This window comes from Mesorhizobium sp. M0159 (assembly GCF_040322295.1).
Lineage (GTDB): Bacteria > Pseudomonadota > Alphaproteobacteria > Rhizobiales > Rhizobiaceae > Mesorhizobium.
Genome location: NZ_JAMYTF010000020.1, coordinates 24,987 through 51,204, shown reverse-complemented (window position 1 = coordinate 51,204; position 26,218 = coordinate 24,987). Strand labels below are relative to the sequence as shown.

General features: G+C 64.4%; 22 protein-coding genes. 10 read left to right on the top strand and 12 right to left on the bottom strand.

Annotated features, from left to right (window positions below):
* The first annotated feature begins 69 nt into the window (after positions 1–69).
* Complete coding sequence (locus NKJ32_RS19620; protein WP_023675950.1) at positions 70–408, top strand: hypothetical protein; 339 nt, start codon at positions 70–72, stop codon at positions 406–408.
* Between the two features lie 188 nt (positions 409–596).
* Positions 597–1,835: a M24 family metallopeptidase gene (locus NKJ32_RS19615; protein WP_352828558.1), complete on the top strand. Its 1,239-nt coding sequence runs from the start codon at positions 597–599 to the stop codon at positions 1,833–1,835.
* 9 nt (positions 1,836–1,844) lie between these two features.
* Here NKJ32_RS19615 and NKJ32_RS19610 read toward each other — a convergent pair whose 3' ends face one another.
* Positions 1,845–2,717, bottom strand: coding sequence for a helix-turn-helix domain-containing protein (locus NKJ32_RS19610; protein ID WP_352724401.1), 873 nt, complete (start codon positions 2,715–2,717; stop codon positions 1,845–1,847).
* Positions 2,718–2,823: 106 nt separating this feature from the next.
* On the opposite strand from NKJ32_RS19610, the gene NKJ32_RS19605 reads away from it, so the two are divergent.
* The 6 genes from NKJ32_RS19605 to NKJ32_RS19580 all read left to right on the top strand — a co-directional run bounded on the left by NKJ32_RS19605 (position 2,824) and on the right by NKJ32_RS19580 (position 11,131).
* Positions 2,824–4,095, top strand: a complete 1,272-nt coding sequence (locus tag NKJ32_RS19605; RefSeq protein ID WP_023675947.1) for an extracellular solute-binding protein — start codon at positions 2,824–2,826, stop codon at positions 4,093–4,095.
* Positions 4,096–4,300: 205 nt separating this feature from the next.
* Positions 4,301–5,161 (top strand): carbohydrate ABC transporter permease, encoded by an 861-nt coding sequence (locus tag NKJ32_RS19600; RefSeq protein ID WP_254817930.1) that lies wholly within the window; start codon positions 4,301–4,303, stop codon positions 5,159–5,161.
* Entirely contained in the window at positions 5,158–6,009 is an 852-nt protein-coding gene (locus NKJ32_RS19595) for a carbohydrate ABC transporter permease (protein ID WP_023675945.1), read from the top strand. Before NKJ32_RS19600 ends, NKJ32_RS19595 begins: the two co-directional genes overlap by 4 nt.
* 8 nt (positions 6,010–6,017) lie before the next feature.
* On the top strand, positions 6,018–7,115 hold the full coding sequence (locus tag NKJ32_RS19590) for an ABC transporter ATP-binding protein (protein ID WP_023675944.1): 1,098 nt from the start codon (positions 6,018–6,020) through the stop codon (positions 7,113–7,115).
* 55 nt (positions 7,116–7,170) lie between these two features.
* A complete protein-coding gene (locus NKJ32_RS19585; protein WP_352828556.1) occupies positions 7,171–9,204 on the top strand; it encodes an aldo/keto reductase in 2,034 nt (677 codons plus the stop codon).
* A gap of 139 nt (positions 9,205–9,343) precedes the next feature.
* Positions 9,344–11,131 carry an NAD(P)-binding domain-containing protein gene (locus NKJ32_RS19580; protein ID WP_352692096.1) on the top strand — a complete coding sequence of 596 codons (1,788 nt, stop codon included), beginning with the start codon at positions 9,344–9,346 and terminating at the stop codon, positions 11,129–11,131.
* Between the two features lie 147 nt (positions 11,132–11,278).
* Here NKJ32_RS19580 and NKJ32_RS19575 read toward each other — a convergent pair whose 3' ends face one another.
* The 3 genes from NKJ32_RS19575 to NKJ32_RS19565 form a co-directional block, all read right to left on the bottom strand.
* Positions 11,279–12,508: an amidohydrolase/deacetylase family metallohydrolase gene (locus NKJ32_RS19575; protein ID WP_352755876.1), complete on the bottom strand. Its 1,230-nt coding sequence runs from the start codon at positions 12,506–12,508 to the stop codon at positions 11,279–11,281.
* 22 nt (positions 12,509–12,530) lie between these two features.
* On the bottom strand, positions 12,531–12,896 hold the full coding sequence (locus tag NKJ32_RS19570; protein WP_023675940.1) for a RidA family protein: 366 nt from the start codon (positions 12,894–12,896) through the stop codon (positions 12,531–12,533).
* A 187-nt stretch (positions 12,897–13,083) separates the two neighbouring features.
* Entirely contained in the window at positions 13,084–13,512 is a 429-nt protein-coding gene (locus tag NKJ32_RS19565; protein WP_023675939.1) for an Lrp/AsnC family transcriptional regulator, read from the bottom strand.
* 123 nt (positions 13,513–13,635) lie between these two features.
* Here NKJ32_RS19565 and NKJ32_RS19560 point away from each other — a divergent pair, with 123 nt between their 5' ends.
* Positions 13,636–14,739, top strand: coding sequence for a saccharopine dehydrogenase family protein (locus tag NKJ32_RS19560; protein ID WP_023675938.1), 1,104 nt, complete (start codon positions 13,636–13,638; stop codon positions 14,737–14,739).
* 168 nt (positions 14,740–14,907) lie between these two features.
* Here the strand turns inward: NKJ32_RS19560 and lpdA are convergent, their stop codons facing one another.
* The 4 genes from lpdA to NKJ32_RS19540 all read right to left on the bottom strand — a co-directional run bounded on the left by lpdA (position 14,908) and on the right by NKJ32_RS19540 (position 20,217).
* Positions 14,908–16,299, bottom strand: a complete 1,392-nt coding sequence (gene lpdA, locus NKJ32_RS19555; RefSeq protein ID WP_352828579.1) for a dihydrolipoyl dehydrogenase — start codon at positions 16,297–16,299, stop codon at positions 14,908–14,910.
* 246 nt (positions 16,300–16,545) lie between these two features.
* Positions 16,546–17,958: a dihydrolipoamide acetyltransferase family protein gene (locus NKJ32_RS19550; protein WP_023675936.1), complete on the bottom strand. Its 1,413-nt coding sequence runs from the start codon at positions 17,956–17,958 to the stop codon at positions 16,546–16,548.
* Between the two features lie 10 nt (positions 17,959–17,968).
* Positions 17,969–18,982 (bottom strand): alpha-ketoacid dehydrogenase subunit beta, encoded by a 1,014-nt coding sequence (locus NKJ32_RS19545; protein ID WP_023675935.1) that lies wholly within the window; start codon positions 18,980–18,982, stop codon positions 17,969–17,971.
* Between the two features lie 2 nt (positions 18,983–18,984).
* Positions 18,985–20,217, bottom strand: a complete 1,233-nt coding sequence (locus NKJ32_RS19540; RefSeq protein WP_023675934.1) for a 3-methyl-2-oxobutanoate dehydrogenase (2-methylpropanoyl-transferring) subunit alpha — start codon at positions 20,215–20,217, stop codon at positions 18,985–18,987.
* A 430-nt stretch (positions 20,218–20,647) separates the two neighbouring features.
* Here NKJ32_RS19540 and holA point away from each other — a divergent pair, with 430 nt between their 5' ends.
* Positions 20,648–21,694 (top strand): DNA polymerase III subunit delta, encoded by a 1,047-nt coding sequence (gene holA, locus NKJ32_RS19535; protein WP_023675932.1) that lies wholly within the window; start codon positions 20,648–20,650, stop codon positions 21,692–21,694.
* A 228-nt stretch (positions 21,695–21,922) separates the two neighbouring features.
* Here the strand turns inward: holA and NKJ32_RS19530 are convergent, their stop codons facing one another.
* Genes NKJ32_RS19530 through mnmG form a run of 4 tightly spaced genes read right to left on the bottom strand, consistent with a single transcriptional unit; the run spans position 21,923 to position 26,216 of the window.
* The gene (locus tag NKJ32_RS19530; protein ID WP_352570097.1) at positions 21,923–22,804 is read right to left on the bottom strand and encodes a ParB/RepB/Spo0J family partition protein; all 882 of its coding nucleotides are present in this window, start codon (positions 22,802–22,804) and stop codon (positions 21,923–21,925) included.
* A gap of 50 nt (positions 22,805–22,854) precedes the next feature.
* Positions 22,855–23,655 carry a ParA family protein gene (locus NKJ32_RS19525; protein ID WP_352636492.1) on the bottom strand — a complete coding sequence of 267 codons (801 nt, stop codon included), beginning with the start codon at positions 23,653–23,655 and terminating at the stop codon, positions 22,855–22,857.
* A 33-nt stretch (positions 23,656–23,688) separates the two neighbouring features.
* Positions 23,689–24,330 (bottom strand): 16S rRNA (guanine(527)-N(7))-methyltransferase RsmG, encoded by a 642-nt coding sequence (rsmG, locus tag NKJ32_RS19520; RefSeq protein ID WP_352755878.1) that lies wholly within the window; start codon positions 24,328–24,330, stop codon positions 23,689–23,691.
* Positions 24,327–26,216, bottom strand: a complete 1,890-nt coding sequence (gene mnmG, locus NKJ32_RS19515) for a tRNA uridine-5-carboxymethylaminomethyl(34) synthesis enzyme MnmG (protein WP_352755880.1) — start codon at positions 26,214–26,216, stop codon at positions 24,327–24,329. The genes rsmG and mnmG overlap by 4 nt, the downstream gene beginning before the upstream one ends.
* Positions 26,217–26,218 lie beyond the last annotated feature (2 nt).

The window sequence follows — 26,218 nt, the reverse complement described above, 5'->3', positions numbered from 1 at the left end:
GGATTCGAAAGTCCTGACGTTTTTCATCTGAAACCCATCCTGGCGGGAGGGCGACTCGAAGGAGGAACTATGAAAACGCGCACCTGTCTATTCGCGACTGTAGCCGCTCTCACCCTTGTCGCATCTCCGGTACTCGCTGCTCCCGGGGGCAATGGCAATGGCAACGGCAATGGCGGCAGCAACGGTAACGGCGGAAACTCGGCTGGGGCCGGCTCGCAGGGACACGGAGCCGCCACTTCCGCCGCGGCCAAGGACAAGTCGACGACCGGCGTTGCTCATGCAATGGCGGTCGTTGCCACGACACCGGCCTCACCGCAGGCTACGCTGGCCTTGCAGGCAGCGCTGGATAGGAAGGCCGCGAAAGACGCGGCAGACACTGCCGACGACACTTCCGACGAAACCGAGTAAGCATTCGAAACAGACCACTCGTCGCGTTGAAAGCCGTGGTTCGCCGCGGCTTTTTTCGTTTCCCGACGACGAACTCTCAAGGTGAACAGCGCTTCCAGAAAAAAGCTGCTCCACGGCGGCACTGAAGCTACGCTAAGGCCAAACGCCGCCGCATCGGCGTCGGATTCGAGTGCATTCGAGGAGATCCCATGACCGGCTTTGTCGACCGCGAGCGCGCAACTGACCTGATGCAGCGCGCCGGCATCGAGGCGCTGGTGCTTTGCGAGCCCGAGGCGTTCCAATATTCCACCGGTGCCTGGATCGGCCCGGCCGGCCTGTTCCGGCGGGCCGGCGCCGGTTTCGTCGTTATTCCCAAGCGAGGCGACCTGCCGATCGGCGTCGTGGTGGCGGATTTCCAGGCTGCCCGGCTCCGGGCGGCGATGGCCGGCGCCGTGCTGCGCACGCATGCGATCTGGATCGAATCGGCGTCGCTCGAGCCGGCGACGGCTGACCGGCCTGTTGCGCAGCGCATCGAGGCCGGCCTGGTTGGCCGCGCTCCCGGTTTTTCACGTCCGGCGACCTTTGAGCTTGCCCGCTCCGTCCGCGAGCTGAAAACGATCTTTACAGAATTCGGGCTGGAGCGTGCGACGCTCGGCATCGAGCTGGATTTCGTCTCGGCCAGCGATTTTTCCGCGCTGCAGGCGATGTTGCCGGGCACTGCCCTGGTCAACGGCTCACCGGTTCTCGACAGGCTGCGGGCAATCAAATCGCAGAGCGAGATCGACCTTCTGCAGCAGGGCATCGCCCTGTCGGAAGCCGGCCTGTCGCGGCTGCAGCAGCATGCGACGACCGGCATGCGTCAGTCTGAGCTGGTCGCGCTTTACCGGCAAGGCGTCGCGGATGCAGCCGCCGGGTCGTCGCAGCAAATCTCGACGGCGGAATACGTCACGCTGGGCGCTCGCCCAAAAGGCGCCGACGCCGTCGCCGCCGCCGGCGATCCGCTGAAGGCCGACATGGTGTGCAGCGTGAACGGCTATGCCTCGGATATGTCGCGGAATTTCACCTTCGGGCCGCCGTCGCCCGAACAGGCCGAATTGCATGCGATAGCCGAACGCGCCTTCGCCGACGGGCTTGTCGCGCTTATGCCCGGAAAGCCGTTAGCCGCCGTGCATCGCGCCGCCAGCGAAAGCCTGGCGCGCCAGGGCCTGCGTTCCTATCGCCGCGGCCATTTCGGCCACGGCGTCGGCCATTCCGTGTTTTCCGAGCAATGGCCGTTCATCTCGGCCGACAGCAATGTCGTGATCGAGGCCGGCATGATGCTGGCATTCGAGATCCCGCTCTACATCGACGGTCTCGCCAGCTTCAATCTCGAGGACCAGTTCCTGATCACCGCCAACGGGCCGTCGCCGATGAACCGCCTGCCGAGGCGCCTGGATATTATCGGCTGAATCCAGCCGTTATCTGGCGCCGGCCACGCCCCTGCGGAAATCCGACGGCGACATGCCGGAAAGCTTGCGGAACGACTTGTTGAAGGCACTGAGCGAGCCGAAGCCCGATTCCATGGCGACGCGCAGCACATTGGCATCCTGATGCATCAGCAGCGCCTGCGCGTAGCTGAGGCGCAGCAAATTCACATATTCATTGAGCGTCATGCCGGTCGATTTCTTGAAGATGCTCATGGCGTATTTGGGATGGATATCGGCCGCCGCGGCGATGTCGACGCAATCGATCTCGTAGAGGAAATTCTCGGCGATGAAGTCGCACATGCGCCCGACATTGCGCAGCGATTGCTGATCGAAGGGACTGCCTATCTCCTGTTCGACCGGGGTTTCGGGCACCAGCCGGTAAGGCTCGAAGCGCACCCGCTCCAGCCGCAGCAAAAGCTCGTTGACGGCATGCTCGGCCTTGACCGGGTCGCCGGAGCGGGCATAGCGGTTCCAGCGCTCGAAATTGTGGTCGTCGGACGGGTCGGTGGCGTCGGTCACCAGCGTCGCGCCGGTCATCAGCCTGTTGCGGACATCGACGGGCAAATGCAGCCGGAAGAAATGCACCAGCGGCAGATGCGCGCCGGCGTAGATGGCATCGTCGGAGGCTTCGTCCATCTGGTGCGGCAGGCCGCCCCAGAACAGGCACATGTCGCCAGCAGAAAGCGAAATCCCGTGCCCGTCCATGCGGTAATGCACGGCGCCGCGCACGATGAAATTCACCTCGACCTGGGCGTGCCAATGCGGCTTGAGCATCACGAGGGGCTGGGTGTGGAACATCTGCAGCAGCAGCGGCAGGCCCTCCACGCTGCTGGCGCCAGGCTGGTAAAACGGCCTTTCCGGCATCTTACTTTCCGCTCATTTCTTATTCCCTTTGTCGCGGACAAGGCTTTCCCGAGGCCTAGTCTAGCCACGCTCACAAACAGAGAGCAACTGAAATGGGAGGATTTCAATGCGCATAAAATTGACCTGCGCCGCGCTCGCGCTTGCCTTGGGCTCCAGCCCGGCCTTTGCGCAGTCCGGTGAAATCACGATCTGGAGCTGGAATATCGCCGCTTCGTCGCTGAAGGCCACCATAGCGGGCTTCAACAAGCAGTATCCCGACATCAAGGTGACGGTCGAGGACCTTGGCAACCAGCCGACCTACGACAAATCGATCGCCGGCTGTGCCGCCGGCGGCGAGGGGCTGCCTGACATCGTTACGATCGAGAACGGCGAAGCCGAAAACTACTGGAGCCAGTTCCCGGATTGCTTCGTTGACCTGCATACGCTCGGCTACACCGCGGAAGACCAGGCAAAATTCCCCGACTTCAAGCGTACCGAGCTCGAGGTTGACGACAAGGCCTATGCGATGCCCTGGGATTCCGGTCCAGTGGCGATGTTCTACCGCCGCGACTTCTACGAGAAGGCTGGCGTCGATCCGTCCTCGATCAAGACCTGGGACGATTTCATCGCCGCCGCCAAGAAAATCCAGGCCGCCAATCCCGGCGTCACGATGACCAACGCCGATTTCAACGGCGATTCCGAATTCTTCCGCATGATCTCCAACGAGCAGGGTTGCGCCTACTTCTCCGCCGACGGGCAATCGATCACGGTCAACCAGCCCAAATGCGTCGATGCCATGACCAAGATCAAGGAGATGAAGGACGCCGGCATCATTTCCTCTGCCGACTGGAGCACCAAGATCACCAACAACACCGCCGGCAAGGTCGCCACGCAGATGTATGGCGGCTGGTATGAAGGCACCGTGCGCACCGAATCGCCCGATGGGGCAGGCAAATGGGGCGTCTATCTGATGCCGAGCCTGACCGCCGACGGTCCGCGCGCCGCCAATCTCGGCGGCTCCTCGCTCGCCATCACCTCGGTGTCGAAGAACAAGGAAGCCGCCTACGCCTATCTGAAATACACGCTTGCGACGAATGAGGGCCAGATCACCATGCTGAAAGGCTTCGGCCTGGTGCCGTCGCTGATCTCGGCGCTCAACGACCCTTATGTCTCCGAAGGCCTGCCCTATTGGGGTGGCCAAGCCGTGTGGAAGGACATCCTCGGCACCTTGCCCAAGGTCGTCCCCAGCCGCGGCACGCCGTTCCAGAGCGACGCCGAAATCATCATCCGCGCGGTGCAGACCAAATATCTGGCCGGCGGCTATCCCGACGCCAAGGCAGCGCTCGACGATGCCGCAAGCCAGATCGCCGCGGCGACCGGCCTGCCGGTCAAGTCGTGATCTAGACGAGGCGGCTCCGAGCGCGCGGCTCCCCTTCTCCCCTTGTGGGAGAAGGTATCGCCGAAGGCGACGGATGAGGGGTGCTCCAGCTTGGCGCCGGCGGCACTCCGGCCATCACCCCTCAACCGTCTCGGCGCTACGCGCCGATCCACCTTCTCCCACAAGGGGAGAAGGCAAGAACTTGAAACCAGAAAGGAGGAAAACGATGCGCTACCAGAACGCCACGGCGTATCGCTTCCTCGCGCCGTATCTGCTGATTTTTTCGATCTTCTGGCTGTGGCCGATCATCGATTCCTTCCTGATCTCGTTCCAGGCGACGCGCACCGTGCCGTGGCGCTTCGCGCCGACCTTCAACTGGGGCCGGCTGATCGGCGATCCGGCCTTCTTCAATGCCTTGAAGAACACATTGCTGATCCTTGTCATCCAGGTGCCGGTGATGATTTCGCTGGCGATTGTGATGGCGGTGCTTTTGAATTCGCCACTGCTCAAGGCCCGTGGCCTGTTCCGCTTTGCCTTCTTCGCGCCGGTCGTGGTCGGCGAGGTCGCCTATTCGGCGGTTTTCCGGCTGATGTTCAATCTCGACTACGGCATCATCAACAAGTTGCTGAACAGCATCGGCCTGCCCAGTGTCGACTGGTTTACCAACGTCACCCCGGCGATGGCGGTGATCATGATGGCGGTGACGTGGCGCTGGGCCGGCTACAACGCCATCATCCTGCTCGCCGGCCTGCAGTCGATTCCCGAGGATGTCTACGAGGCGGCGACCCTGGACCGGGTCAGCAAGGTCAAACAGTTCTTCTACATCACGCTGCCGCTGCTCAAGCCGATCATTGTGTTCTGCGCCGTGCTGTCGATCATCGGCACCATGCAGCTGTTCACCGAGCCCTTCCTGATCACCGAGCGCGGCGGGCCGGGCGGCGGCACCGAAACGCTCGGGCTGCTGCTTTACCGCCAGGGCTTCCGGTCGCTCAATTTCGGCTACGCTTCGGCCGTCGCCTACACCATGGCCGGGCTGGCGATTGCCATTTCGCTGGTGCAGATATGGCTGACGAGGGAACCGAAATGACCTCGCACTCAAGAGTCAGCCGTTCCCAGGCCAGATTGGGACGCAGCATCGCGCTGCATCTGTTCCTGACGCCGCTGGCGCTGGTCTGGCTGTTTCCGCTGTGGATGATGGTGGTTTTTTCGACGATGCCCGACAACGGCATCTTCAGCCCCGACATCGAGCTTTTGCCGCATGGCAATTTCCTCGACAATGTCAGCAATCTGCAGCGCGGCACCAATTTCATCGGCGCCATCGGCATCTCCGTCTCGGTGGCGGTGACCTATACCTTCCTGTCGGTGATGCTGACCTCGATGGCCGGCTGGGCGCTGGCGCGTTACAACTTCTTCGGCAAGGGCATGGTCGTCGCCATCATCTTCGGCACCATCACGCTGCCCTATGCGGTCGTGCTGATCCCGCAATTCATCATGGTGGCGCGCGACTTCAAGCTCGCCAACACTTGGGTGGCGCTGATCGTGCCGCCGCTGTTCAATTCGCTGGGCGTGCTCTTCATGCGGCAGAGTTTTTCGATGATGCCGCACGAGCTGTTCGACGCCGCCAAGGTCGAGGGCGTCAAGGAATGGCGGATATTCCTGTTCGTCGCACTGCCTCTGGCGCGGCCGATGCTGGCGGCGCTCGCCATCATCCTCTTCCTTGCCTCCTGGAACAACTATCTCTGGCCGCTGCTGATCAATTCCAAGCCGGGCGCAATGACCGCGCCCGTGGCGCTCGGCACGCTGATCGGTCTCACCAAGGTGTCCTGGGGCGGCATCATGGCGGGCGCGGTGATGCTGACGGCGCCAATGCTCGTCGTGTTCGTGCTTCTGCAGCGCCATTTCGTTGCCGGCATCGCCGCCGGCGCCATCAAGTAAGGATCAGCATGGCGGCAGTCACACTCAAAAACGTCATCAAGCGCTTCGGCGTCTTCGAGATCGTCCACGGCGCCAATATCGACATCGATGACGGCGAATTCGTCGTCTTCGTCGGCCCTTCCGGCTGCGGCAAGTCCACGCTGCTCCGGATGATCGCCGGGCTCGAGGACATCAGCGACGGCGAGATCGCCATTGGCGGCAAGGTGGTGAACGACGTCGAGGCGGCCGATCGCGGCATCGCCATGGTGTTCCAGTCCTACGCGCTCTATCCGCACATGACGGTCGAGCAGAATCTGAGCTTCGGCCTGAGAATGACCGGCAACCCCAAGGCAGATACCGAGCGGCGGGTGAAGCGGGCTTCCGAAATCCTGCGCATCGCCGAGCTGATGAAGCGGCGGCCGCGGCAATTGTCGGGCGGCCAGCGCCAGCGCGTCGCCATCGGCCGCGCCATCGTGCGTGAGCCGCAAGTGTTCCTGTTCGACGAACCGCTCAGCAATCTCGATGCCGAGCTCCGGGTGCAGATGCGCGTCGAGATATCGCGCCTTCATAAGGAACTCGGCGTTACCATGGTCTATGTGACGCACGACCAGACCGAGGCGATGACGCTGGCCGACAGGATCGTCGTGCTCAACGCCGGCAATATCGAGCAGATCGGCGCGCCGCTCGATCTCTACGACGACCCCGCCAACCGCTTCGTTGCCGGCTTCGTCGGCTCGCCGAAAATGAACTTCCTGGCGGCAAAAATGGTCGGGGCCGACAACGGTGCGGCGGTCGTCGAACTGGTCAATCATCGCGGCGCGCGACTGCGCAAGCCGCTTTCGGATGCCTTGCCTGCAACAGGCGGCGATGTCGTGCTTGGCGTGCGGCCGGAGCATTTCTTCGACGCCGGCCAGGGCGATTGCGACCTTACCCTCAAGGCCGACGTCGCCGAGCACTTGGGATCGGTGAGCTATGTCTATGCCAATTCCGGTACCGGGGGCGGACGCGAGGAACTGATCATCGAGCGCGAGGCCTCGCGGCATCGCGCGAACGGCGACGACCTGGTGGTGTCGATCAAAGCCGACCGCTCGCTTCTCTTCGACGCCACCGGCGCACGCATTCGCTAACCCATCTTTCTTTTGTCCGATCGCGATTGCTCGCGGCCACCCCACGGAGATTGACATGACGTCCAAACCAGAAAAAGTTCGCTGGGGCATTCTCGGGCCCGGCAACATCGCCAAGGCTTTTGCCGGGGGCGTCGCCCATTCGCGCACCGGCACATTGGTCGCCCTAGGGGCGCGCAATCCGGGCAAGGCGGGGCTCACCGAGGCTTTCCCCGGCGCTCGCATCCTGGACGGCTACGAGGCTTTGGTTGGCGATCCGGATGTCGACGCGATCTATATTTCGACGCCGCATCCGAGCCATGCCGAATGGGCGATCAAGGCGGCCGAGGCCGGAAAGCACGTGCTTTGCGAAAAGCCGCTTGGCCTGACCGCATTCGAAGCCGACGCCATGATCCATGCCGCGCGCAAGGCCGGCACCTTTCTCGGCGAAGCCTTCATGTACCGGCTGCATCCGCAGACGGCCAAGCTGGTCGAGCTGATCAGGGCCGGCGCGATCGGCGACATCAAGATGATCAAATCCAGCTTCGGCTTCGCCATGCCGGGCTTCATGCCGGAGCACCGTCTCTACGCCAAGGATCTCGCCGGCGGCGGCATTCTCGATGTCGGCGGTTATCCCGTCTCGATGGCGCGGCTGATTGCCGGCGCCGCGGCGGGAAAGCCCTTCGCCGAGCCGGACAAAGTCGTCGGCGCTGCGCATCTCGGCCAATCCGGCGTCGACGAATGGGCGTCGGCGCTGTTGCATTTTCCGGGCGGCATCGTCGCGGAAGTGTCCTGCAGCATCTCGCTCGCTCAGGACAATGTCTTGCGTATTGTCGGCAGCAAAGGCCGCATCGAGGTGGCGGATTTCTGGTATGCCGGCGGCCAGCAAGGCGGCACCGGCGAAATCCGCATCATCCGTCCGGGTGACACCGAGGTGGTCGAGGTCACGGAGGACGGCTGGCTGTACGCATTTGAGGTCGACGCCGCCGGCGAGGCCATTCTCGGCGGAAAGCAGGAGTTCGCCTGGCCCGGCATGGGCTGGGCCGACAGTCTCGGCAATCTGCGCGTGCTCGACAAATGGCGGGCCGCAATCGGGCTCGAATACGACATCGAGAAACCGGCAAAGCGCGTCAACACGATCTCCGGACGGAAGCTGCGCTCCGGCGGAACCGCCATCCCCAAGCGCAGCATTCCGGGCCTGCCGCGGCCGGCCTCGTGCCTGGCGCTCGGCTTCGAGGATTTCCGCACCTTTTCGTCGGGCGCCATCCTGCTCGATGCCTATTTCGAGGCCGGCGGCAATCTGTTCGACACCGCCTTCGTCTACGGTTCCGGCTATACCGAGACGCTGCTCGGCCAGTGGCTGAAGAACCGCGGCGTGCGCGAGCAGTCGGTGGTCATCGGCAAGGGCGCGCACTCGCCGCTCTGCTATCCCGACGTCATCGGCAAGCAGCTCACCCAGTCGCTCGAACGGCTGCAGACCGACCATATCGACGTCTATTTCATGCACCGCGACAATCCGGATGTGCCGGTCGACGAATTCGTCGATGCGATGGACCGCGAGGTCAAGGCCGGCCGCATTCGCGGTCCGTTCGGCGGCTCGAACTGGACGATGGAACGCATGGACAAGGCGATTGCCTATGCCGAGCGCACCGGGAAGCAGAAGCCCGGCGCGCTTTCCAACAATTTCTCATTGGCCGAGATGCTGGAGCCGATCTGGGCAGGCTGCGTCACCTCCTCCAGCGATGAATGGAAGGCCTGGCTCACCGCCCGGCAGATGCCGAACTTCGCCTGGTCGAGCCAGGGCCGCGGCTTCTTCACCGACCGCGCCGGCCGCGAGCGGCGCGATAATGAGGAGCTGGTCCGGGTCTGGTACTCGGAGAAGAATTTCGGCCGTCGTGACCGTGCCATCGAGCTCGCCAGACGGCTGGGCAAGAGCCCGATCCACGTCGCGCTCGCCTATGTCCTGGCGCAGCCCTTTCCGTCCGTCCCGCTGATCGGGCCGCGCACGCTCGACGAATTGGAAGACAGCCTCCAGGCGCTCGACATTTCACTTTCGCCGGACGATCTTGCATGGCTGGATAGCGGTTCGGATCAGGCCCGCGCGCGCGCCTGACAGCAGGGGCAGTCGCTTCGGCCTACGCTGCGCCCTTAGCTTCCGGACTGTTTGCGCTGCCCTTACCCTCTCCCGCAAAGAACCGGGAAAGGGTAAGAATAAGGGCAGCGCAAAGGTCACTGGAAGTTAGGGAAGACAGATGCTCGACATCGCACCGACGAAACAGGCAGCCACCTGGCTCGATTCCTTTGCCCGGGCGCTCGAGGCCGGCGACGTCGAGGCGGCAACCAATTTGTTCGTCGAGGACTGCTACTGGCGCGATCTCTTGACCTTCACCTGGAACATCAAGACGATGGAGGGCCGCGCCGCGATCTGCGACATGCTGGCGGCGACGCTGGCAACGACAAAGCCTGCCCGGTGGCAGCTCAGCGGCGAAGCGACTTCGGACGAGGGCGCGATCGAGGCCTGGTTTTCTTTCGAGACGTCATCGGCGTGGGGGCAAGGCGTCATGCGCCTCAGGGACGGCAAGTGCCGGACGCTGTTTACGGCGATGAGCGATCTCAAGGGGTTGGAGGAGCGCAAGGGCCCGGCGCGGCCTCTGGGCGTCCGCCACAAGGCAGACCCGGAACGCGAGACCTGGCTGGAGGCGAGGCGCCGCGAGGCGCGTGACCTCGGCGTTAGCCAACAGCCCTACTGCCTGGTCATCGGCGGCGGCCAGGGCGGCATCGTGCTGGGGGCGCGGCTCAGGCAATTGGGCGTGCCGGCCATCGTCATCGAGAAGAACACTCAGGCCGGCGATTCCTGGCGCAATCGCTACCGCTCGCTCGTGCTGCACGACCCGGTCTGGTACGACCATCTGCCCTACATCCCGTTTCCCGAGAACTGGCCGGTGTTCACGCCCAAGGACAAGATGGGCGACTGGCTGGAAATGTATACGCGCGTCATGGAGCTCAATTACTGGACCTCCACGACATGCGTCAGCGCGTCCTACGACGACGCCGAAAAAATCTGGACGGTCGAGCTCGACCGCGCCGGCGAGCACATCACGCTGAAGCCCAGGCACATCGTCTTTGCAACCGGTGCTTATGGCCCGCCCAGGCGCATCGACCTGCCGGGTGCCGATGTCTTCAACGGCGAGATCCTGCATTCCAGCCAGTATTCCAGCGGCGAGAAATTCCGCGGCAAAAAGGTCGCCGTCATCGGCGCGGCAAGTTCCGGCCATGACGTCAGCGTCGACCTCTGGGAGAGCGGCGCCGAGGTGACCATGGTCCAGCGCTCGCCGACGACGGTGGTCAAGTCGGACACGCTGATGGAGATCGGTTTCGAGATCTTTTCGGAAAAGGCGCTGGCCCGCGGCATCACCACCGAGAAGGCCGACATGATCGTCGCCTCGACGCCGTTCGCGCTGCTGCCGCAAGGCCAGCGGGCGCTTTACGACATCATCAAGGCGCGCGACGCGGCCTTCTACGATCGCTTGCGCGGCGCCGGCTTCGCCATCGATTTCGGCGACGACGAGACCGGGCTCCTGATGAAGGCCTACCGCACCGGCTCGGGCTTCTACATCGATGTCGGCGCCTGCGACCTGATCATCGACGGCGAGATCGGCATCCGCAGCGGCGTCGGGATCAAGTCGCTGACGCAGACAGGCATCCTCTTCGACGACGGCACCGAACTGGCGGCCGACGCAATCATCGCCTGCACCGGCTATCTCTCGATGAACGAAACCGTGGCGGCGATCGTCTCGCGCGAAGTCGCCGACAAGGTCGGCCCGTGCTGGGGGATTGGCTCGGGCGTGAAAGGCGACCCGGGTCCGTGGCAAGGCGAATTGCGCAACATGTGGAAGCCGACGGCACAGGAAGCGCTGTGGTTCCACGGCGGCAATCTGGCGCTGTCGCGCTTCTATTCGAAGTACGTCGCGCTGCAGATCAAGGCGCGCATGGAAGGCATTGCGACGCCGGTCTATGGAGCGCCGGGGGTGAAGCTGTGATCTCCCCCCTTGAGGGGGGAGATGGCCGGCAGGCCAGAGGGGGTCGCCGCACGTCGAGCGCCAACCTCCATCCGTTGCAGGAAGACGAGCCCGGTCGAACCGACCCCCTCTGTCGCCTTCGGCGACATCTCCCCTCAAGGGGGGAGATCACCCACGCCCGAAATGCCGGCTCACCATGTCGACATGCGTGTCGTGCGCATGCGCTTCGAAGCGTTCGGTCTCGCCGAGATCGTCCACCGCCTCGTTCGGCCACCAGCTGCCGCCGACCACGATTCCGTCCGAGACCAGCCTTTGCTCGGCGACCAGCGAGGCGCCGACCGAATCGACAAAGGTGAAGCGGCCCGGACGCAGCCGCAGCACCGCGATGTCGCCGACCGCACCCACCGCCAACCTGCCGAGATCGGGCCTGGCGATCGCTTCCGCCGGCCGCTGTGTCGCGGCGCGCAGCACCTCGACCAGCGGCATGCCGAGCGCCAGCAGCTTCGACATGCAGACCAGGATGTCGAAGGCCGGCCCGTCGACGCAGTAGAGATGCACGTCGCTGCTGATCACGTCCGGCGCCAGCCCCTCGCTGAGCATCGCTTTCGCCACTTCGAAATCGAACGAGCCCATGCCGTGGCCGATGTCGAAGATGACGCCGCGCTCGCGCGCCAGCCGCATATCTGGCCGCACCGCCCCCGAGGCGAAGACCGGCGCGTTGGGAAACGGCCGGAAGCAGTGGGTGAGGATGTCGCCCTTGCGCAGCCGCGGCAGCACTTCCGAGCGGCCCGGCGGCGGCTCGTCTATGTGCGCCATCAGCGGCAGGCCGGCTTTGTCGGCGGCTTCGAGCGCGAGATCGACCGGCGCGATGCCGCTGGTGCCGCCGGCATGGCGACCCGAGCGGACCTTGACGCCGACAACCACGTCCGCGTGCTCGCGAGCCGCCGCTACCGTCTCGCGCGGTTCGCAGAGCCGGAGGTCGCTGCACTCGCCGACCGCCACGGTCTGCGAGAAGCCGAATATGCCGGCAAAGGAAATGTTGACATAGGCCAGGATGCGGACTTTCGAGCGCTCGATGACGTGGCGGCGAAAGCCGAGGAAATTGCCGGCGCCGGCGCTTCCGGCATCGATGAAGGTGGTGGTGCCGCTCTTTGCGGCGAGCCGGTCGGCATCGACGCCGAGCGACGTGCCGCCCCAATAGACATGGCTGTGCAGGTCGATCAGGCCCGGCGCGACGATCGAGCCCGTGGCATCGATGACGCGGGCGGCACGTTCGAAAGGGATTTCGGTGTCGATCGCGGCGATACGGCCGTCGGCAATCGCCAGATCGCGCTGCGCGTCGAGGCCGGAGGCCGGATCGATGAGGCGGCCGCCTTTTATCAGGAGATCGAATTGCATCGCGCCTGTCTCCACTTTCCCGTCAGGCCGGCCTGTAGGCAACGGCCTCGACCTCGATCTTGATGTCGATCATCAGCCGCGACTCAACTGTCGTGCGCGCCGGCGGGTCTTTCGGGAAATGCCTGGCATAGACGGTGTTGAAGATGCCGAAATCGCGGGCGTCTTCGAGCCAGACCGTCGTCTTGACTACGTCGTCCAGGGTACAGCCGGCCAGCGCCAGTGCCGCCTTGACGTTCGACAGCACCTGCTCGGTCTGTTCGGCGATGCCGCCCTTGACCACCAGCCCGTCTGTGCCGACCGGCACCTGGCCTGAGACATAGACGAAATCGCCGGCCCTGACCGCCGGCGACAACGGCACATGGGATTTTCCAAAACACTGCTTGGGCAAGGAGGCCTCCTCTGGAAATCGTTGCGTGACCGCGCGACTTGTCAGCTTGGCGCGAGAGGACGCGGCCTCTCTGCGAGTCTCATCCAACATTTTCGAAGCCTATATCGCTTTGCCGCGAGAGCGCCAGAACGATCACTGCGCTCGGTGATCCTTCGCGCCAGCGTCTGGACCCGCGACACCAGCCGGCTCAGCGGTCGATCCGCGTCGACAGGATGATCGACGACGACGTGCGCTCGACTCCGTCCATGGCGCCGATCTGGTCGAGAAGCGTGTCGAGATCCCTGATCGACGGCGCCTCGACGATGACGATCATATCGAAATTGCCGCTGACCGAGTGCAGCGTGCGAACCGGTGCCAGCGCCTGCAGGCTGCGCACCACCTTGTCGGCAAGCTTGGGGGTGACGGTGAGCAGGACATGCGCCCTGACCAGCCCCTGCTCGTAATCCGGCAACAGCCTGACCCCGTAGCCGGCGATGATGCCGCGCTGTTCCAGCCGCTCGATCCGGCTTTGCACCGTTGTTCGTGAGACGCCGAGCCGCCGCGCCAGTTCGGCGGTCGAGGCGCGCGCATTGGTGCGCAGCAGGGAAAGCAGAGCCTGGTCGGCATCGCTGAGCATTTCGACGAACCTTACCGGCACATTGCCCAAAGAGAGGCTGCGTTTCGTACAATCTCACGCTTCCTTTCGACAGGCAAGCTGCGATTCTAACCGTGAATTTAGCATTGGTGCGAGGGACCGGTCATGAAGGAAATCATCGTCGTCGGCGCCGGCAAGATCGGCTCGACCATTGCCGAGATGCTGGCTTCCACGGGCGACTACCATGTCACGCTCATCGACCGCTCGGCGGCGCAGCTCGGCGCGGCCGAACTGTCTGAAACGGTCGAGACGCTGGAACTCGATATCGAAGCCGCCGGCACGCTCGAAGCCGCCTTGGCCGGCAAGTTCGCGGTGCTCAGCGCCGCGCCCTTCCATCTGACCACGCGCATCGCCGAGGCGGCGGCCAGTGCCGGCGTGCATTATCTCGATCTGACCGAGGACGTCGTCAGCACCAGGCGCGTCAAGGAACTGGCGCGTTCCGGCAACAGCGCCTTCATTCCGCAATGCGGGCTGGCGCCGGGCTTCATCTCGATCGTTGCCAACGATCTCGCCAGCCGCTTCGACACGCTGGAAAGCGTGCGCATGCGGGTCGGCGCGCTGCCGCAATACCCGTCGAATGCGCTGAACTACAATCTGACCTGGAGCACCGACGGCGTCATCAACGAATATTGCGAGCCGTGCGAGGCGATCGTCGAAGGCGAGCTTGTCGAAGTGCCGCCGCTGGAGGAGCGTGAAGAATTCTCGCTCGACGGCGTCACCTACGAGGCGTTCAACACCTCGGGCGGGCTGGGCACGCTGGCCGAAACGCTGAAAGGCAGAGTGCGGACGCTGAACTACCGCACCATCCGCTATCCCGGCCATGCCGCGATCATGAAGGCGCTGCTCAACGACCTCGGCCTGCGCCACCGCCGCGACGTGCTGAAGGACATTTTCGAAAGCGCCCTGCCGGCGACGCTGCAGGACGTGGTCATCGTCTTCGTCACCGTCAGCGGCCGCAAGAACGGCCGCCTGCTGCAAGAGACCTACGCCAACAAGATCTACGCCAAGCGCGTCGGCGAAACGGTGCGCAGCGCCATCCAGATCACCACCGCCTCCGCCATCTGCGCGGTGCTCGACATGCTGGCCGACGGCAGCTTGCCGGCCAGGGGCTTCATCAAGCAGGAGGACATCGCCCTCGACGCCTTCCTAGCCAACCGCTTCGGCCGCGCCTATGCGCAGCACGAAATGGTTAGCCGGCTTGCAGGGTGAGCTGCGTAATCTCCCCCCTCGAGGGGGAGATGTCGCCGAAGGCGACAGAGGGGGTCGCCTCGCGTAGAGCGCCAACCTCCATCTGTCGCAAGGGAGGTCGCATCCAGTCGAACCGACCCCCTCTGGCCTGCCGGCCATCTCCCCCTCAAGGGGGGAGAGCGCGAGCCCTCAGACATGCACCGCCCGCCCCAGCGCCTTCAGCGCCGCTTCCGGAAAACCCTCGCCCTGTGTCGGATGGGCATGGATCGTCCCGGCGATATCCTCCAGCGTCGCACCCATCTCCAGCGCCAGCCCAAACGCAGTGGACAGCTCCGACACGCCCTGGCCGACGGCTTGAATGCCAAGCACCAGATGGTTGTCCGCCCGCGCCACTACCCGGACGAATCCGTCCTCGCCCAACTTCGTCATCGCCCGGCCATTGGCGATGAAGGGAAACAGTCCGACCTTGATCTCGCCACGGGTCTTGGCCTCCTCCGGCGACAGGCCTGCGGTGACCAGCTCCGGATCGGTGAAACAGACAGCCGGGATCGCTCGTCTGTCCCAGCTGCGCTTGTGGCCGGCGACGATCTCGGCGACCATTTCGCCTTGCGCCATGGCCCGGTGCGCCAGCATCGGCTCGCCGGTGACGTCGCCAATGGCAAAGATACCACGCATCGAGCTGCGGCACTGGTCGTCGATGCGGATGAAGGATCCGGCCATGTCGAGGTCGATCTGCTCCAACCCCCAGCCTTCGGTCACCGGCTTGCGACCGACCGTGACCAGCACCATGTCGCCGGCAATCTTGCCGTTCTTGCCATTCGTCTCGACCAGCAGCGCGTCGCGCTTAGTGGACAGCCCCTTGGCCTTGGCGTTCACGAGCACCTCGATGCCGAGTTCGGCCAGCCGCTTCACCACCGGCCGGGTCAGTTCCGCATCATATTGCGCCAGCACGCGCGGCAACGCCTCGACTACGGTCACCTTGGCGCCCAGCTTGGCAAAGGCGATGCCGAGTTCCAGCCCGATATAGCCGCCGCCGACCACCGCCAGCCTCTCCGGAACTTCGCTCAGCGCCAGCGCCTCGGTCGACGAAATGACCGGCCCGCCGAACGGCAGCGATGGCAGATCTACCGGCGCCGAGCCGGTCGCTATCACCACAGTTTCGGCTCGGATCACCTGCATGCCGATCTCGGTCTCGACGGCAACGGTCTTGCCGTCGCGAAATGTCGCCCAGCCATGCACCGTCTTCACGCCAGCTTTCTTCAGCAGGCCGGCGACGCCGTTGTTCAGCCGGCTAACGATGCCGTCTTTCCAGGCAATGGTCGCCGCGAGATCAAGCGACGGTGCCGCGACCGTTATGCCGAGTGGACTTTTGCCGCCGGCCATGTGCGAGAGCTTTTCGAACTCTTCGGCTGCATGGATCAGCGCCTTTGACGGGATGCAGCCGACATTGAGGCAAGTGCCGCCCGGTTTGCCTGCCTCGACGATCACTGTGTCGATGCCAAGCTGCCCGGCGCGGATGGCACAGACATAGCCGCCCGGACCGGCGCCGATGACCAGCAGCTTGCAGGAGATTTCCTTCATCATTGCACCTTAGTTCGACGAGCCGGCGGGGCAGCACCCCCCTCTGTCCTGCCGGACATCTCCCCCTCAAGGGGGGAGATTGGCAGCTTTCGCGTTCGGCTTAGTCCTGCAAAGCTGGAGATTGGCGAAAGGCGGGATGACGGCCGATCTCCCCCCTTGAGGGGGAGATGCCCGGTAGGGCAGAGGGGGGCGCGAAGGATCGCTACTGCTCTCATCTCGCGCCCCTGCGATCCTCTGTTCATCTCATCAATCCACAAAAATCAGCGCCGGCGTTTCCAGCAGCGTCTTTATCCGCTGGATGAACACCGCCGCGTCCCAGCCGTCGATGACGCGGTGGTCGAAGCTGGAGGACAGGTTCATCATCTTGCGCGGGATGAACTGGGTACCGTCCCATACCGGCCGCACCATCATCTTGTTGACGCCGACGATCGCCACTTCCGGATGATTGATCACCGGCGTCGTCGCCACGCCGCCCATGGCGCCCAGCGAAGTGATGGTGATGGTCGATCCCGAGAGTTCGTCGCGCGTCGCCGTGCCGGATTTTGCTGCCTCGGCCAGCCTGACAACCTCGGCTGCACAGTCCCAGATGTCGCGCGCCTCGGCGTGCTTGACCACGGGCACCATCAGCCCGGAAGCCGTCTGCGCGGCGATGCCGATATGGACGCCGCCATGCTGGTGGACGATGCCGGCTTCGTCGTCGAACAGTGCGTTGACATTGGGCTGGTCGGCGATTGCCTTGACCATCGCCCGCATCAAGAACGGCAGCAGCGTCAGCTTCGGCCTGTTCCCGCCCGGCCGCTTCTCCTTGTTGAGCGCGGCGCGCAAATCCTCGAGCGCGGTGACGTCGATCTCCTCGACATAGGTGATATGCGGGATGCGCGACTTGGCCAGCGTCATCTTCTCGGCGATCTTTCGCCTGAGCCCGACTATCTTGATGTCCTCGACCGCCTCGTTGCGGGCAAGGCCGGAAACCTTGGCGAGCAGAGGTCCGCGCGCCAGGAAAGCCTCGATGTCCTCATGCTGGATGCGGCCGGCCGGGCCGGTTCCCGGGACCTGCCGAAGGTCGATGCCGGCCTCTTTCGCCCTCAAGCGGACGGCCGGTGAGGCCAGTGGCTTTTCGCCCTCCGGACGCGGCGCGCCGGAGGTCCGCGCAGTACCCCCACCGGCGGCAGTACCCCCACCCCTAACCCCTCCCCACAAGGGAGAGGGGGATTCGCCACCCGCCGCACTTAGTCCCTTATGCGTTGGTGTTTTTTCAGATGATCGTGGAGCGGTCTCGGGTTCGGCCTTGGAGGTTGCGGCACGTCCCCCTCCCCCTTGTGGGGAGGGGTTAGGGGTGGGGGTACTGCGCTCGGTGGGGGTATTCTTGGCGCCCGCCTCAGTGGCCTGCGACGCAGCATCCCTGACATTGCCCTCGCCCGCCACCTTCAACCTGACAATCGGCGAGCCGATCGCCACCGTGTCGCCGATCTCGGCGCCCAACCAGACGATTTCGCCATCGACGGGCGAAGGAATTTCGACCGTCGCCTTGTCGGTCATGACAGCGGCCAGCACGGCATCCTCGCGCACGAGATCGCCGACCTTGACCTGCCATTCGACGAGCTCGGCCTCGGCTACGCCTTCGCCGACATCGGGCAGCTTGATGACATATTCGCCCATCGTTCCCCCTTCAGGCTTCCACCGTTTCGACGAGCGCGCGGCCTAGCCGGGCAGGACCAGGAAAATAGTCCCACTCCTGCGCATGCGGATAGGGCGTGTCCCAGCCGGTGACCCGCGCCACCGGCGCTTCCAGATGGTAGAAGCAGCTCTCCTGAACCAGCGCCGAAAGTTCGGCGCCGAACCCCGATGTCAGCGTCGCCTCGTGCACGATGACGCAGCGCCCCGTCTTGTTGACCGAGGCGACGATCGTCTCGAGATCGAGCGGCAGCAGTGTCCTCAGATCTATGATCTCGGCATCGATGCCGGTCTCCTCGGCTGCCGCCTGGGCGACATAGACCATCGTGCCATAGGCAAGCACGGTGACTGCCGCACCCGGCCGTCGGATCACCGCCTTGCCGAGCGGCACCGTGTAATGGCCGTCGGCGACTTCGCCGAGCTCATGTTTCGACCATGGCGTTACCGGCCGCTCGTGATGACCGTCGAAAGGGCCATTATAAAGCCGCTTCGGTTCCAGGAAGATCACCGGGTCCGGATCCTCTATCGACGCGATCAAAAGGCCCTTGGCGTCATGCGGGTTCGAGGGCACCACGACTTTCAGGCCGGAGACGTGGGTGAACAGCGCCTCCGGGCTCTGGCTGTGGGTCTGGCCACCAAAAATGCCGCCGCCGGTCGGCATCCTGACCACGATCGGGCAGGTGAAATCACCGTTCGACCGGTAGCGCAGCCGCGCCGCTTCCGAGACGATCTGATCGTAGGCCGGATAAACATAGTCGGCAAACTGCACCTCGACGCAAGGCTTCAGCCCGTAGGCGGCCATGCCGATAGCCGCGCCGACAATGCCGGATTCGCTGATCGGCGCATCGAAGCAGCGGCTCTTGCCGTATTTCGCCTGCAGGCCCTGGGTGCAGCGGAAGACGCCGCCGAAGAAGCCGACATCCTCGCCGAACACGATGACGCGCTCGTCGCGCGCCATCGACACGTCCATGGCGTCGCGGATCGCCTCGATCATGGTCCGCCGCGGCATGGTCAGACCCCTGCGTGTTGGCGCTGGCGCCTGAGATGCGGCGGCATCTCGGCATAGACGCCCTCGAACATGTCGCGCGCCGAGGGCTTGCCGCCGGCATGCAGCGTGCCATGGCGCTCGGCCTCCCGCTGCGCCGAAATCACCGTGTCGAGGATTTCGGCCTCGGCCTGGGCGTGGCGTTCGTCCGACCAGACGCCGCGCTGGATGAGATGGTTCTTCAGCCTGACGATCGGGTCGCCGAGCGGCCAGGCATCGGACTCGGCCTTCGGCCGGTAGGCCGACGGGTCGTCGGAGCTCGAATGGGCGCCGACGCGGTAAGTGACGTATTCGACCAGCGTCGGCCCGAGATTGCTGCGCGCCCGTTCCGCCGCCCATTTGGCCACCGCATGGACGGCGAGATAGTCGTTGCCGTCGACGCGCAGCGACGGAATACCGAAGCCGAGCCCACGGGCGGCAAACGTGCCGGAACCGCCGCGGGCGATGCCCTGGAAGGTCGAGATCGCCCACTGGTTGTTGACGACGTTGAGCACGACCGGCGCCTTGTAGGTCGAGGCGAACACCAGCGCCGAATGGAAGTCGGACTCGGCAGTCGAGCCGTCGCCGATCCAGGCGGCGGCGATCTTCTGGTCATTGCTGATCGCCGAGGCCATCGCCCAGCCGACCGCCTGGATGTACTGCGTCGCCAGATTGCCGGAGATCGAGAAGAAGCCGTGCTCCTTCGACGAATACATGATCGGCAATTGCCGCCCTTTCAGCGGATCGGCCTCGTTCGAATAGATCTGGTTCATCATCGTGACCATCGGGTAGCCGTCGGCGATGAGCAGGCCTGCCTGCCGATAGGTCGGAAAATTCATGTCGCCCCGCGACAGCGCCTTGCGGAAGGCGCAGCTCACCGCCTCTTCGCCGAGATGCTGCATGTAGAAAGAGGTCTTGCCCTGGCGCTGCGCCATCTGCATGCGCGCATCGAAGCTGCGCAGCGTCATCATATGGCGCAGCCCCTCCAGCAGTTCCTCGTCGGAAAGCAGGCCGGCCCACGGCCCGACAGCCTCGCCGGCGCGGTTGAGCACGCGAATGATCGAGAACGCCAGATCGCGGATGTCGCGCGGGTCGACGTCGATCTTCGGGCGCGGCACCGAGCCAGCTTTTGGAATGCTCACATTGGAGAAATCCGGCGTCCCGCCCGGCCGCACTTCCGGTTCCGGAACATGGAAGCGCAGCATTCCGGCATCGGCCATGATCTCGGTCCTCCACTGTTGCCCGGCTAGGATATTTGCACACCGCCAGACCAGTGCCAATTCGTCGGGCGAGGCTTCGCTGCCGCTGGCTGCTGCCCGCGGCAGACAGGATGGAGATATGTCGGCGAAATTTCTTGTCGATCTTCCGGATCGGCGCGCAATTTGGGAGATGATTGCGCCGGGTTTCCCGCCAGATAAGGCAATGCGTCGGGTTGGTCGGCGCGAGCACCTCCTTCTCCCCTTGTGGGAGAAGGTGGCCGAGCGAAGCTCGGTCGGATGAGGGGTGTTCCAGCTTGGCATCGACAGCACTCCGGCCGGCACCCCTCAACCGTCTTGGAGCTACGCGCCAATTCACCTTCTCCCACAAGGGGGAGAAGGAAAGGAGGGCGGCGCCGTTCACCCCGCGCCCGCGTCATGCTAATCAGCGCCTATGGCACAAAAGAAAGCATACGAGGTCGATGCATGGCTCGCGAAGCCGGATCCGCGCGTCTCGATCGTGCTGCTTTACGGTCCCGATCGCGGGCTGGTTGCCGAGCGGGCAAAGGCCTTTGCCGGCAAGACCGGCCTGCCGCTTGACGATCCGTTCTCGGTCGTCAGGCTGGACGGATCGGAAGTCGATCGCGACGAGGGCCGCCTGCTCGACGAGGCCCGCACCGTGCCGATGTTTTCGGAGCGGCGCCTGCTATGGGTGCGCAATGCCGGCGCTCAGAAGGCGCTTGCCGATGACGTCAAGGCGCTGACGTCGGAGCCCGCGCGGGACGCGATCATTCTCATCGAGGCCGGCGACTTGAAGAAGGGTGTCGGCCTGCGCGCCGTGGTGGAGGCGGCGGACAATGCCATGGCATTGCCTTGCTATGCCGATGAGGCCAGGGATATCGATACGGTCATCGACGACGAACTGCGCAAGGCCGGCATGTCGATGACACTGGAGGCGCGGCAGGCGCTGCGCCGCAATCTCGGCGGCGACCGGCTGGCCTCGCGCGGCGAGATCGAAAAGCTGGTGCTTTACGCGCATGGCCAGGCCGAAATCGGCCTCGACGACGTCAAGGCGACGTCTGGCGATGTCTCGGGCCTCTCCTTCGATGCGGCGGTCGACGCCCTGCTCGAAGGCAGGATCGCCGACTTCGATACCGCCTTCACCCGCCATTGCCAGTCCGGCGGCCAGCCCTTTCTGGTACTTTCATCGGCGATGCGGCAGTTGCAGGCGATCCAGGCGATGCGCGGCCAGATGGACGCCGGCGGCCGCAATGCCGCTTCGGTCGTAGCCGCGGCGCGCCCGCCGGTTTTTTTTTCGCGGCGCAAGCTGGTCGAGAAAGCCCTCGAACGGTGGAGCAGCGAAGCGCTCGGCCGCGCCCTCAACCGCCTGCAGACGGCGATCCTGCAGACACGCCGGCGGCCGGATCTGTCGGTCGCGCTGGCACGCCAGGCCCTGCTCGGCATTACCGTGGAGAGTGCCAGGCTGGCGCAGCGCACCTAATCTCCCCCCTTGAGGGGGAGATGTCGCCAAAGGCGACAGAGGGGGTCACAGCGCGTAGAACACCAGCCCCTTCCGCGAAGACAGAGGACGTGGGCGCTTGAAATTTGACGACCCCTTCTGGCCTGCCGGCCATCTCCCCCTCAAGGGGGGAGATTAACTACTTCGACGATTTCGCCAATCACCGCGCGGCAGCAAAACGTTATTTGCCGGCTAATTTTAGCAACCTACCTACTCCCGCTTCAGCCTTCGGCAAAGCTCGTCGAGCTGCTCCAGTGTCCGGTAGGCGACGCTGATCACGCCGCCGCGCTGGTTGTGCTCGATCGTGACGATCATGCCGATCGTGCTGGTCATCAGCCGCTCCAGCGCCAGCGTGTCGGCATCCTTTTGCGGCGGTGCGGCGGGCTGGCGTTTTGCCGCCGGCGCGCCGACCGGCAGCTGCGCCAAGGCCTCGGCCTGGCGCACCGAAAGCCCCTCATCGATGATCCGCTTGGCAAGTCCGGCCGGGTCGTCGGCCGTCACCAGGGTACGGGCGTGGCCGGCCGAGAGCGCGCCGTCGACCAGCATGTCGCGAATGACGTCGGGCAGCTTCAGCAGCCTCAGCGTATTGGCGACATGGCTGCGGCTCTTGCCGATCACCTGGCCGAGATCGGCTTGGGTATAGCCGTGGTCGTCGATCAGTTGCTGGTAGCCCAGCGCCTCCTCAACCGGGTTGAGGTCGGTGCGCTGGACGTTTTCGATGATCGCCAGCTCGAGCGCCGTGCGATCGTTGACGTCGCGCACGATGATCGGGATATCGGTCAGCCCGGCGCGTTGCGCCGCACGCCAACGACGCTCGCCTGCGATGATCTCGTAGCGGCCCGTTTGGGTTTTCGACGGCCGCGCCACCACCGGCTGCACCACGCCATGTTCGCGGATCGACTGGGCGAGGTCGGTCAGGTCGGCGTCGCCAAAATGCCGGCGCGGGTTTTTCGGGTTAGGGCTGAGGAACTCGATCGGCACCTTGCCGTCGGCCGCCAGGCCCGGCTTTTCCGGTGCCGCCGGGCGATCGATTTCGCCGATCAGCGCCGCCAGTCCCCGGCCCAGTCTTTTTCTCGAAGGGTCTTCGTTCATCGTCCGTCCAGATCGTTTCGGTATCGAATCGGGTTTATTGTTTACAACGGTTAAGCGGCACGCAATTTGCGCTCGCGGCGGATGACTTCCGAAGCAAGCTGCAGATAGGCCTGGCTGCCCGAACATTTGAGGTCGTAGAGAATCGCCGGTTTGCCGTAGGACGGCGCCTCGGAAACGCGGACATTGCGCGGGATGACGGTTTCATAGACCTTGTCGCCCATATGCGCCCGCACATCCTGCACCACCTGGTTGGCGAGATTGTTGCGCCCGTCGAACATGGTCAGCACGATGCCCTGGATCGTCAGGTCGGGGTTGATCGAGCGGCGCACCTGCTCGACCGTCTCCAAAAGCTGGCTCAGGCCCTCCAGCGCGAAGAACTCGCACTGCAGCGGCACCAGCACCGAATCGGCCGCAGCCATCGAATTCAGTGTCAGCAGGTTGAGCGACGGCGGGCAGTCGATCAGCACATAGCCGAAGTTGGCCGAGCGCTCGGCCGAAGCCCGCAGCGCGTTGCGCAGCCGCAGCACCCGATCCGGCGCCGAGGCGATTTCCATCTCGATGCCGAGCAGGTCGAGCGTCGACGGTACGATCGACAGGCCAGGCACCGCCGTCGGGATCGCCGCCGCTTCGAGATCCAGCTCGCCGGTCAGCACATCATAGGACGAGACGCTGCGGTCGCGCCGGTCGATGCCAAGCCCGGTGCTGGCATTGCCCTGCGGGTCGAGATCGACGATCAGCACCTGTTCGCCTATGGCCGCCAGCGCGGTGGCCAGATTGATGGCCGTCGTCGTCTTGCCGACGCCGCCCTTCTGGTTGGCGACGGTGATGATTCGGGGGCCGTTCTTCATCATGGGTCTATGCCAGAAATTCATTTGGGTCGCCGGTCACAAGCCAGGGTGCTGTCGCAAGTCGGATACTTCGAGAATGACGCCCTGCGCGTCGGTTGCACTGGCATGTTCTACCAGATCGAAAGACCATCGTTGAGCGCTTTCTGCCAATTCGGCGCGGTAATCCCGGCCTTTGTGAAACAGGCCGCGCGACCCCTTGGTCAGCCACGGTGCCGCCAGGTTGAGCAAAGCCGGCAGCGAGGCGAGTGCCCTGGCTGTGACGATTTGCGCTGCAGGAACAAGAGGATAGCTGTCGTCGATGCGGCGCGCGATAACCTTGGCGGGCAGGCTGAACTGTCCGATGACCGCTTGCAGGAACGATGCTTTTTTCCGGTTGCTTTCAACCAGGTCGATACCGGCGCCGTCCCGCTCGGCAAGCAAAAAGGCCAGCACAAGGCCCGGAAACCCACCGCCGGAGCCGAGATCGACCCAGCGCTTCGCCTCTGGTTTGATTCGCGCCAGCTGCGCGCTGTCGAGGATGTGGCGGCGCCAGACATCGTCCTGCGTCGATTGCGCGGCCAGATTGATCCGGCGGTTCCATTTCTGGAAGACGGCCTCGAACTCGACCAGGCGATCGAATGTTTCACGTGAAACCGGGCCCGCTGCCGCCTGCAGGTTTGCCCAGGACGCAGCGCTCACGCGACCTGCTTTCGCGCGGCCGCCTCGGCATTGCGGACATGGGCGACAATAATCGCCAGCGCCGCCGGCGTCATGCCTTCCATGCGTTGCGCATCGGCAATCGAGCGCGGCTGGCGTGCCAGCATCTTCTGCTTCAACTCGTTCGACAGGCCGGGAACAGAAGCAAAGTCGAGCGACTCGGGAATAAGCCTGCTCTCCTCATGCCTGATCTGCGACACATCGGCCTGCTGGCGGTCGAGATAGACAGAATATTTGGCTTCCGTTTCAAGACGTTCGGCCGTTTTGCTGTCGATCGCCGCGAAAGCCGGCTCGATGCGCACCAACCAGGCGATGTCGACGCCGGGATAGGCCAGCAACTCATAGGCCGAGCGACGGACGCCGTCCCGGTTGACTTCGAGCCCATGGCGCGCTGCCTCATTGGGGGTCATGGTGGTGCCGAGGGCGAGCTGTCGCGCCGTCTCAAGGTCTTGCATACCATTGTTGAACCGCTGCATCCGCTCCGGCGAGGCAATCCCCAGCCTTATCGCCAGTGGCGTCAGCCGCTCATCGGCGTTGTCGGCTCGCAGCGATAGCCGGAACTCGGCCCTTGAGGTGAACATGCGGTACGGCTCGGCGATGCCGCGGCTGGTCAAATCGTCGACCATCACGCCGATATAGGCTTCGGTGCGGCTCAGCACGATTTCCTCGCTCGCCGACGCCTTGCGCGCTGCATTCAAGCCGGCAAGCAGCCCTTGCGCGCCGGCCTCCTCGTAGCCGGTGGTACCGTTGATCTGGCCGGCGAGGAAAAGGCCGGCGATCCGCCTGGTTTCCAGCGTCGGCTTGAGCTCGCGTGGATCGACATGGTCATACTCGATGGCATAGCCCGGCTGCAGCATGGTTGCCCGCTCCAGCCCCGGAATGGTCTTCAGGATGTCGAGTTGCACGTCCTCGGGCAGCGAGGTCGAAATGCCGTTCGGGTACACCGTGTCGTCGTCCAGCCCTTCCGGCTCCAGAAAGATCTGGTGGCCTTCGCGGTCACCGAACTTGACGATCTTGTCTTCGATCGACGGGCAATAACGCGGCCCGACGCCTTCGATCGACCCCGAATACATGGCCGAGCGGCCGAGATTGGTGCGAATCAGCTCGTGCGTCGCATTGGTCGTTCGGGTGATGCCGCAATGGATCTGCGGATTTTCGATGCGATCGGTCAGCAGCGAGAACGGCACGGGGTCCTCGTCCGCCGCCTGGCTCTCCAGTGACGCCCAATCGATCGTCCTGCCGTCCAGCCGCGGCGGCGTGCCGGTCTTCAGCCGCCCGAGCCTGAAGCCGGCGCGGCTCATCGTCGCCGACAGGCCGACGCTCGCCTGCTCGTTCATGCGGCCGGCGACGATCTTCTTCTCGCCGATATGGATCAGCCCGCGCAGAAAAGTGCCGGTCGTCAGCACCACGGCGCCGCAGGCGAGCCGGCTTCCATCCGCCAATAGCACCGCCGCGATGCGTCCGTCGTCGATTTCCCCGTTGTTGATTTCGAAATCCAGCACCTCGCCTTCGATGACATCGAGGCCAGCCTGCTGGCGGATTGCCGCCTGCATGGCGAGGCGATAGAGTTTTCGGTCGGCCTGCGTTCGCGGACCACGCACCGCTGGCCCCTTGCGGCGGTTGAGCAGGCGGAACTGGATGCCGGCATCATCGGCGACGCGCCCCATCAGCCCGTCCATGGCGTCGATCTCGCGAACCAGATGGCCCTTGCCGAGGCCGCCGATCGCCGGATTGCAGGACATCACGCCGATCGTGTCGAAGCGCAGCGTCACCAGCGCCGTCCTGGCGCCAGCCCGCGCAGCGGCACTGGCTGCCTCGCAACCAGCATGACCGCCACCCACCACAACCACATCATAGTGATTGGTCATTT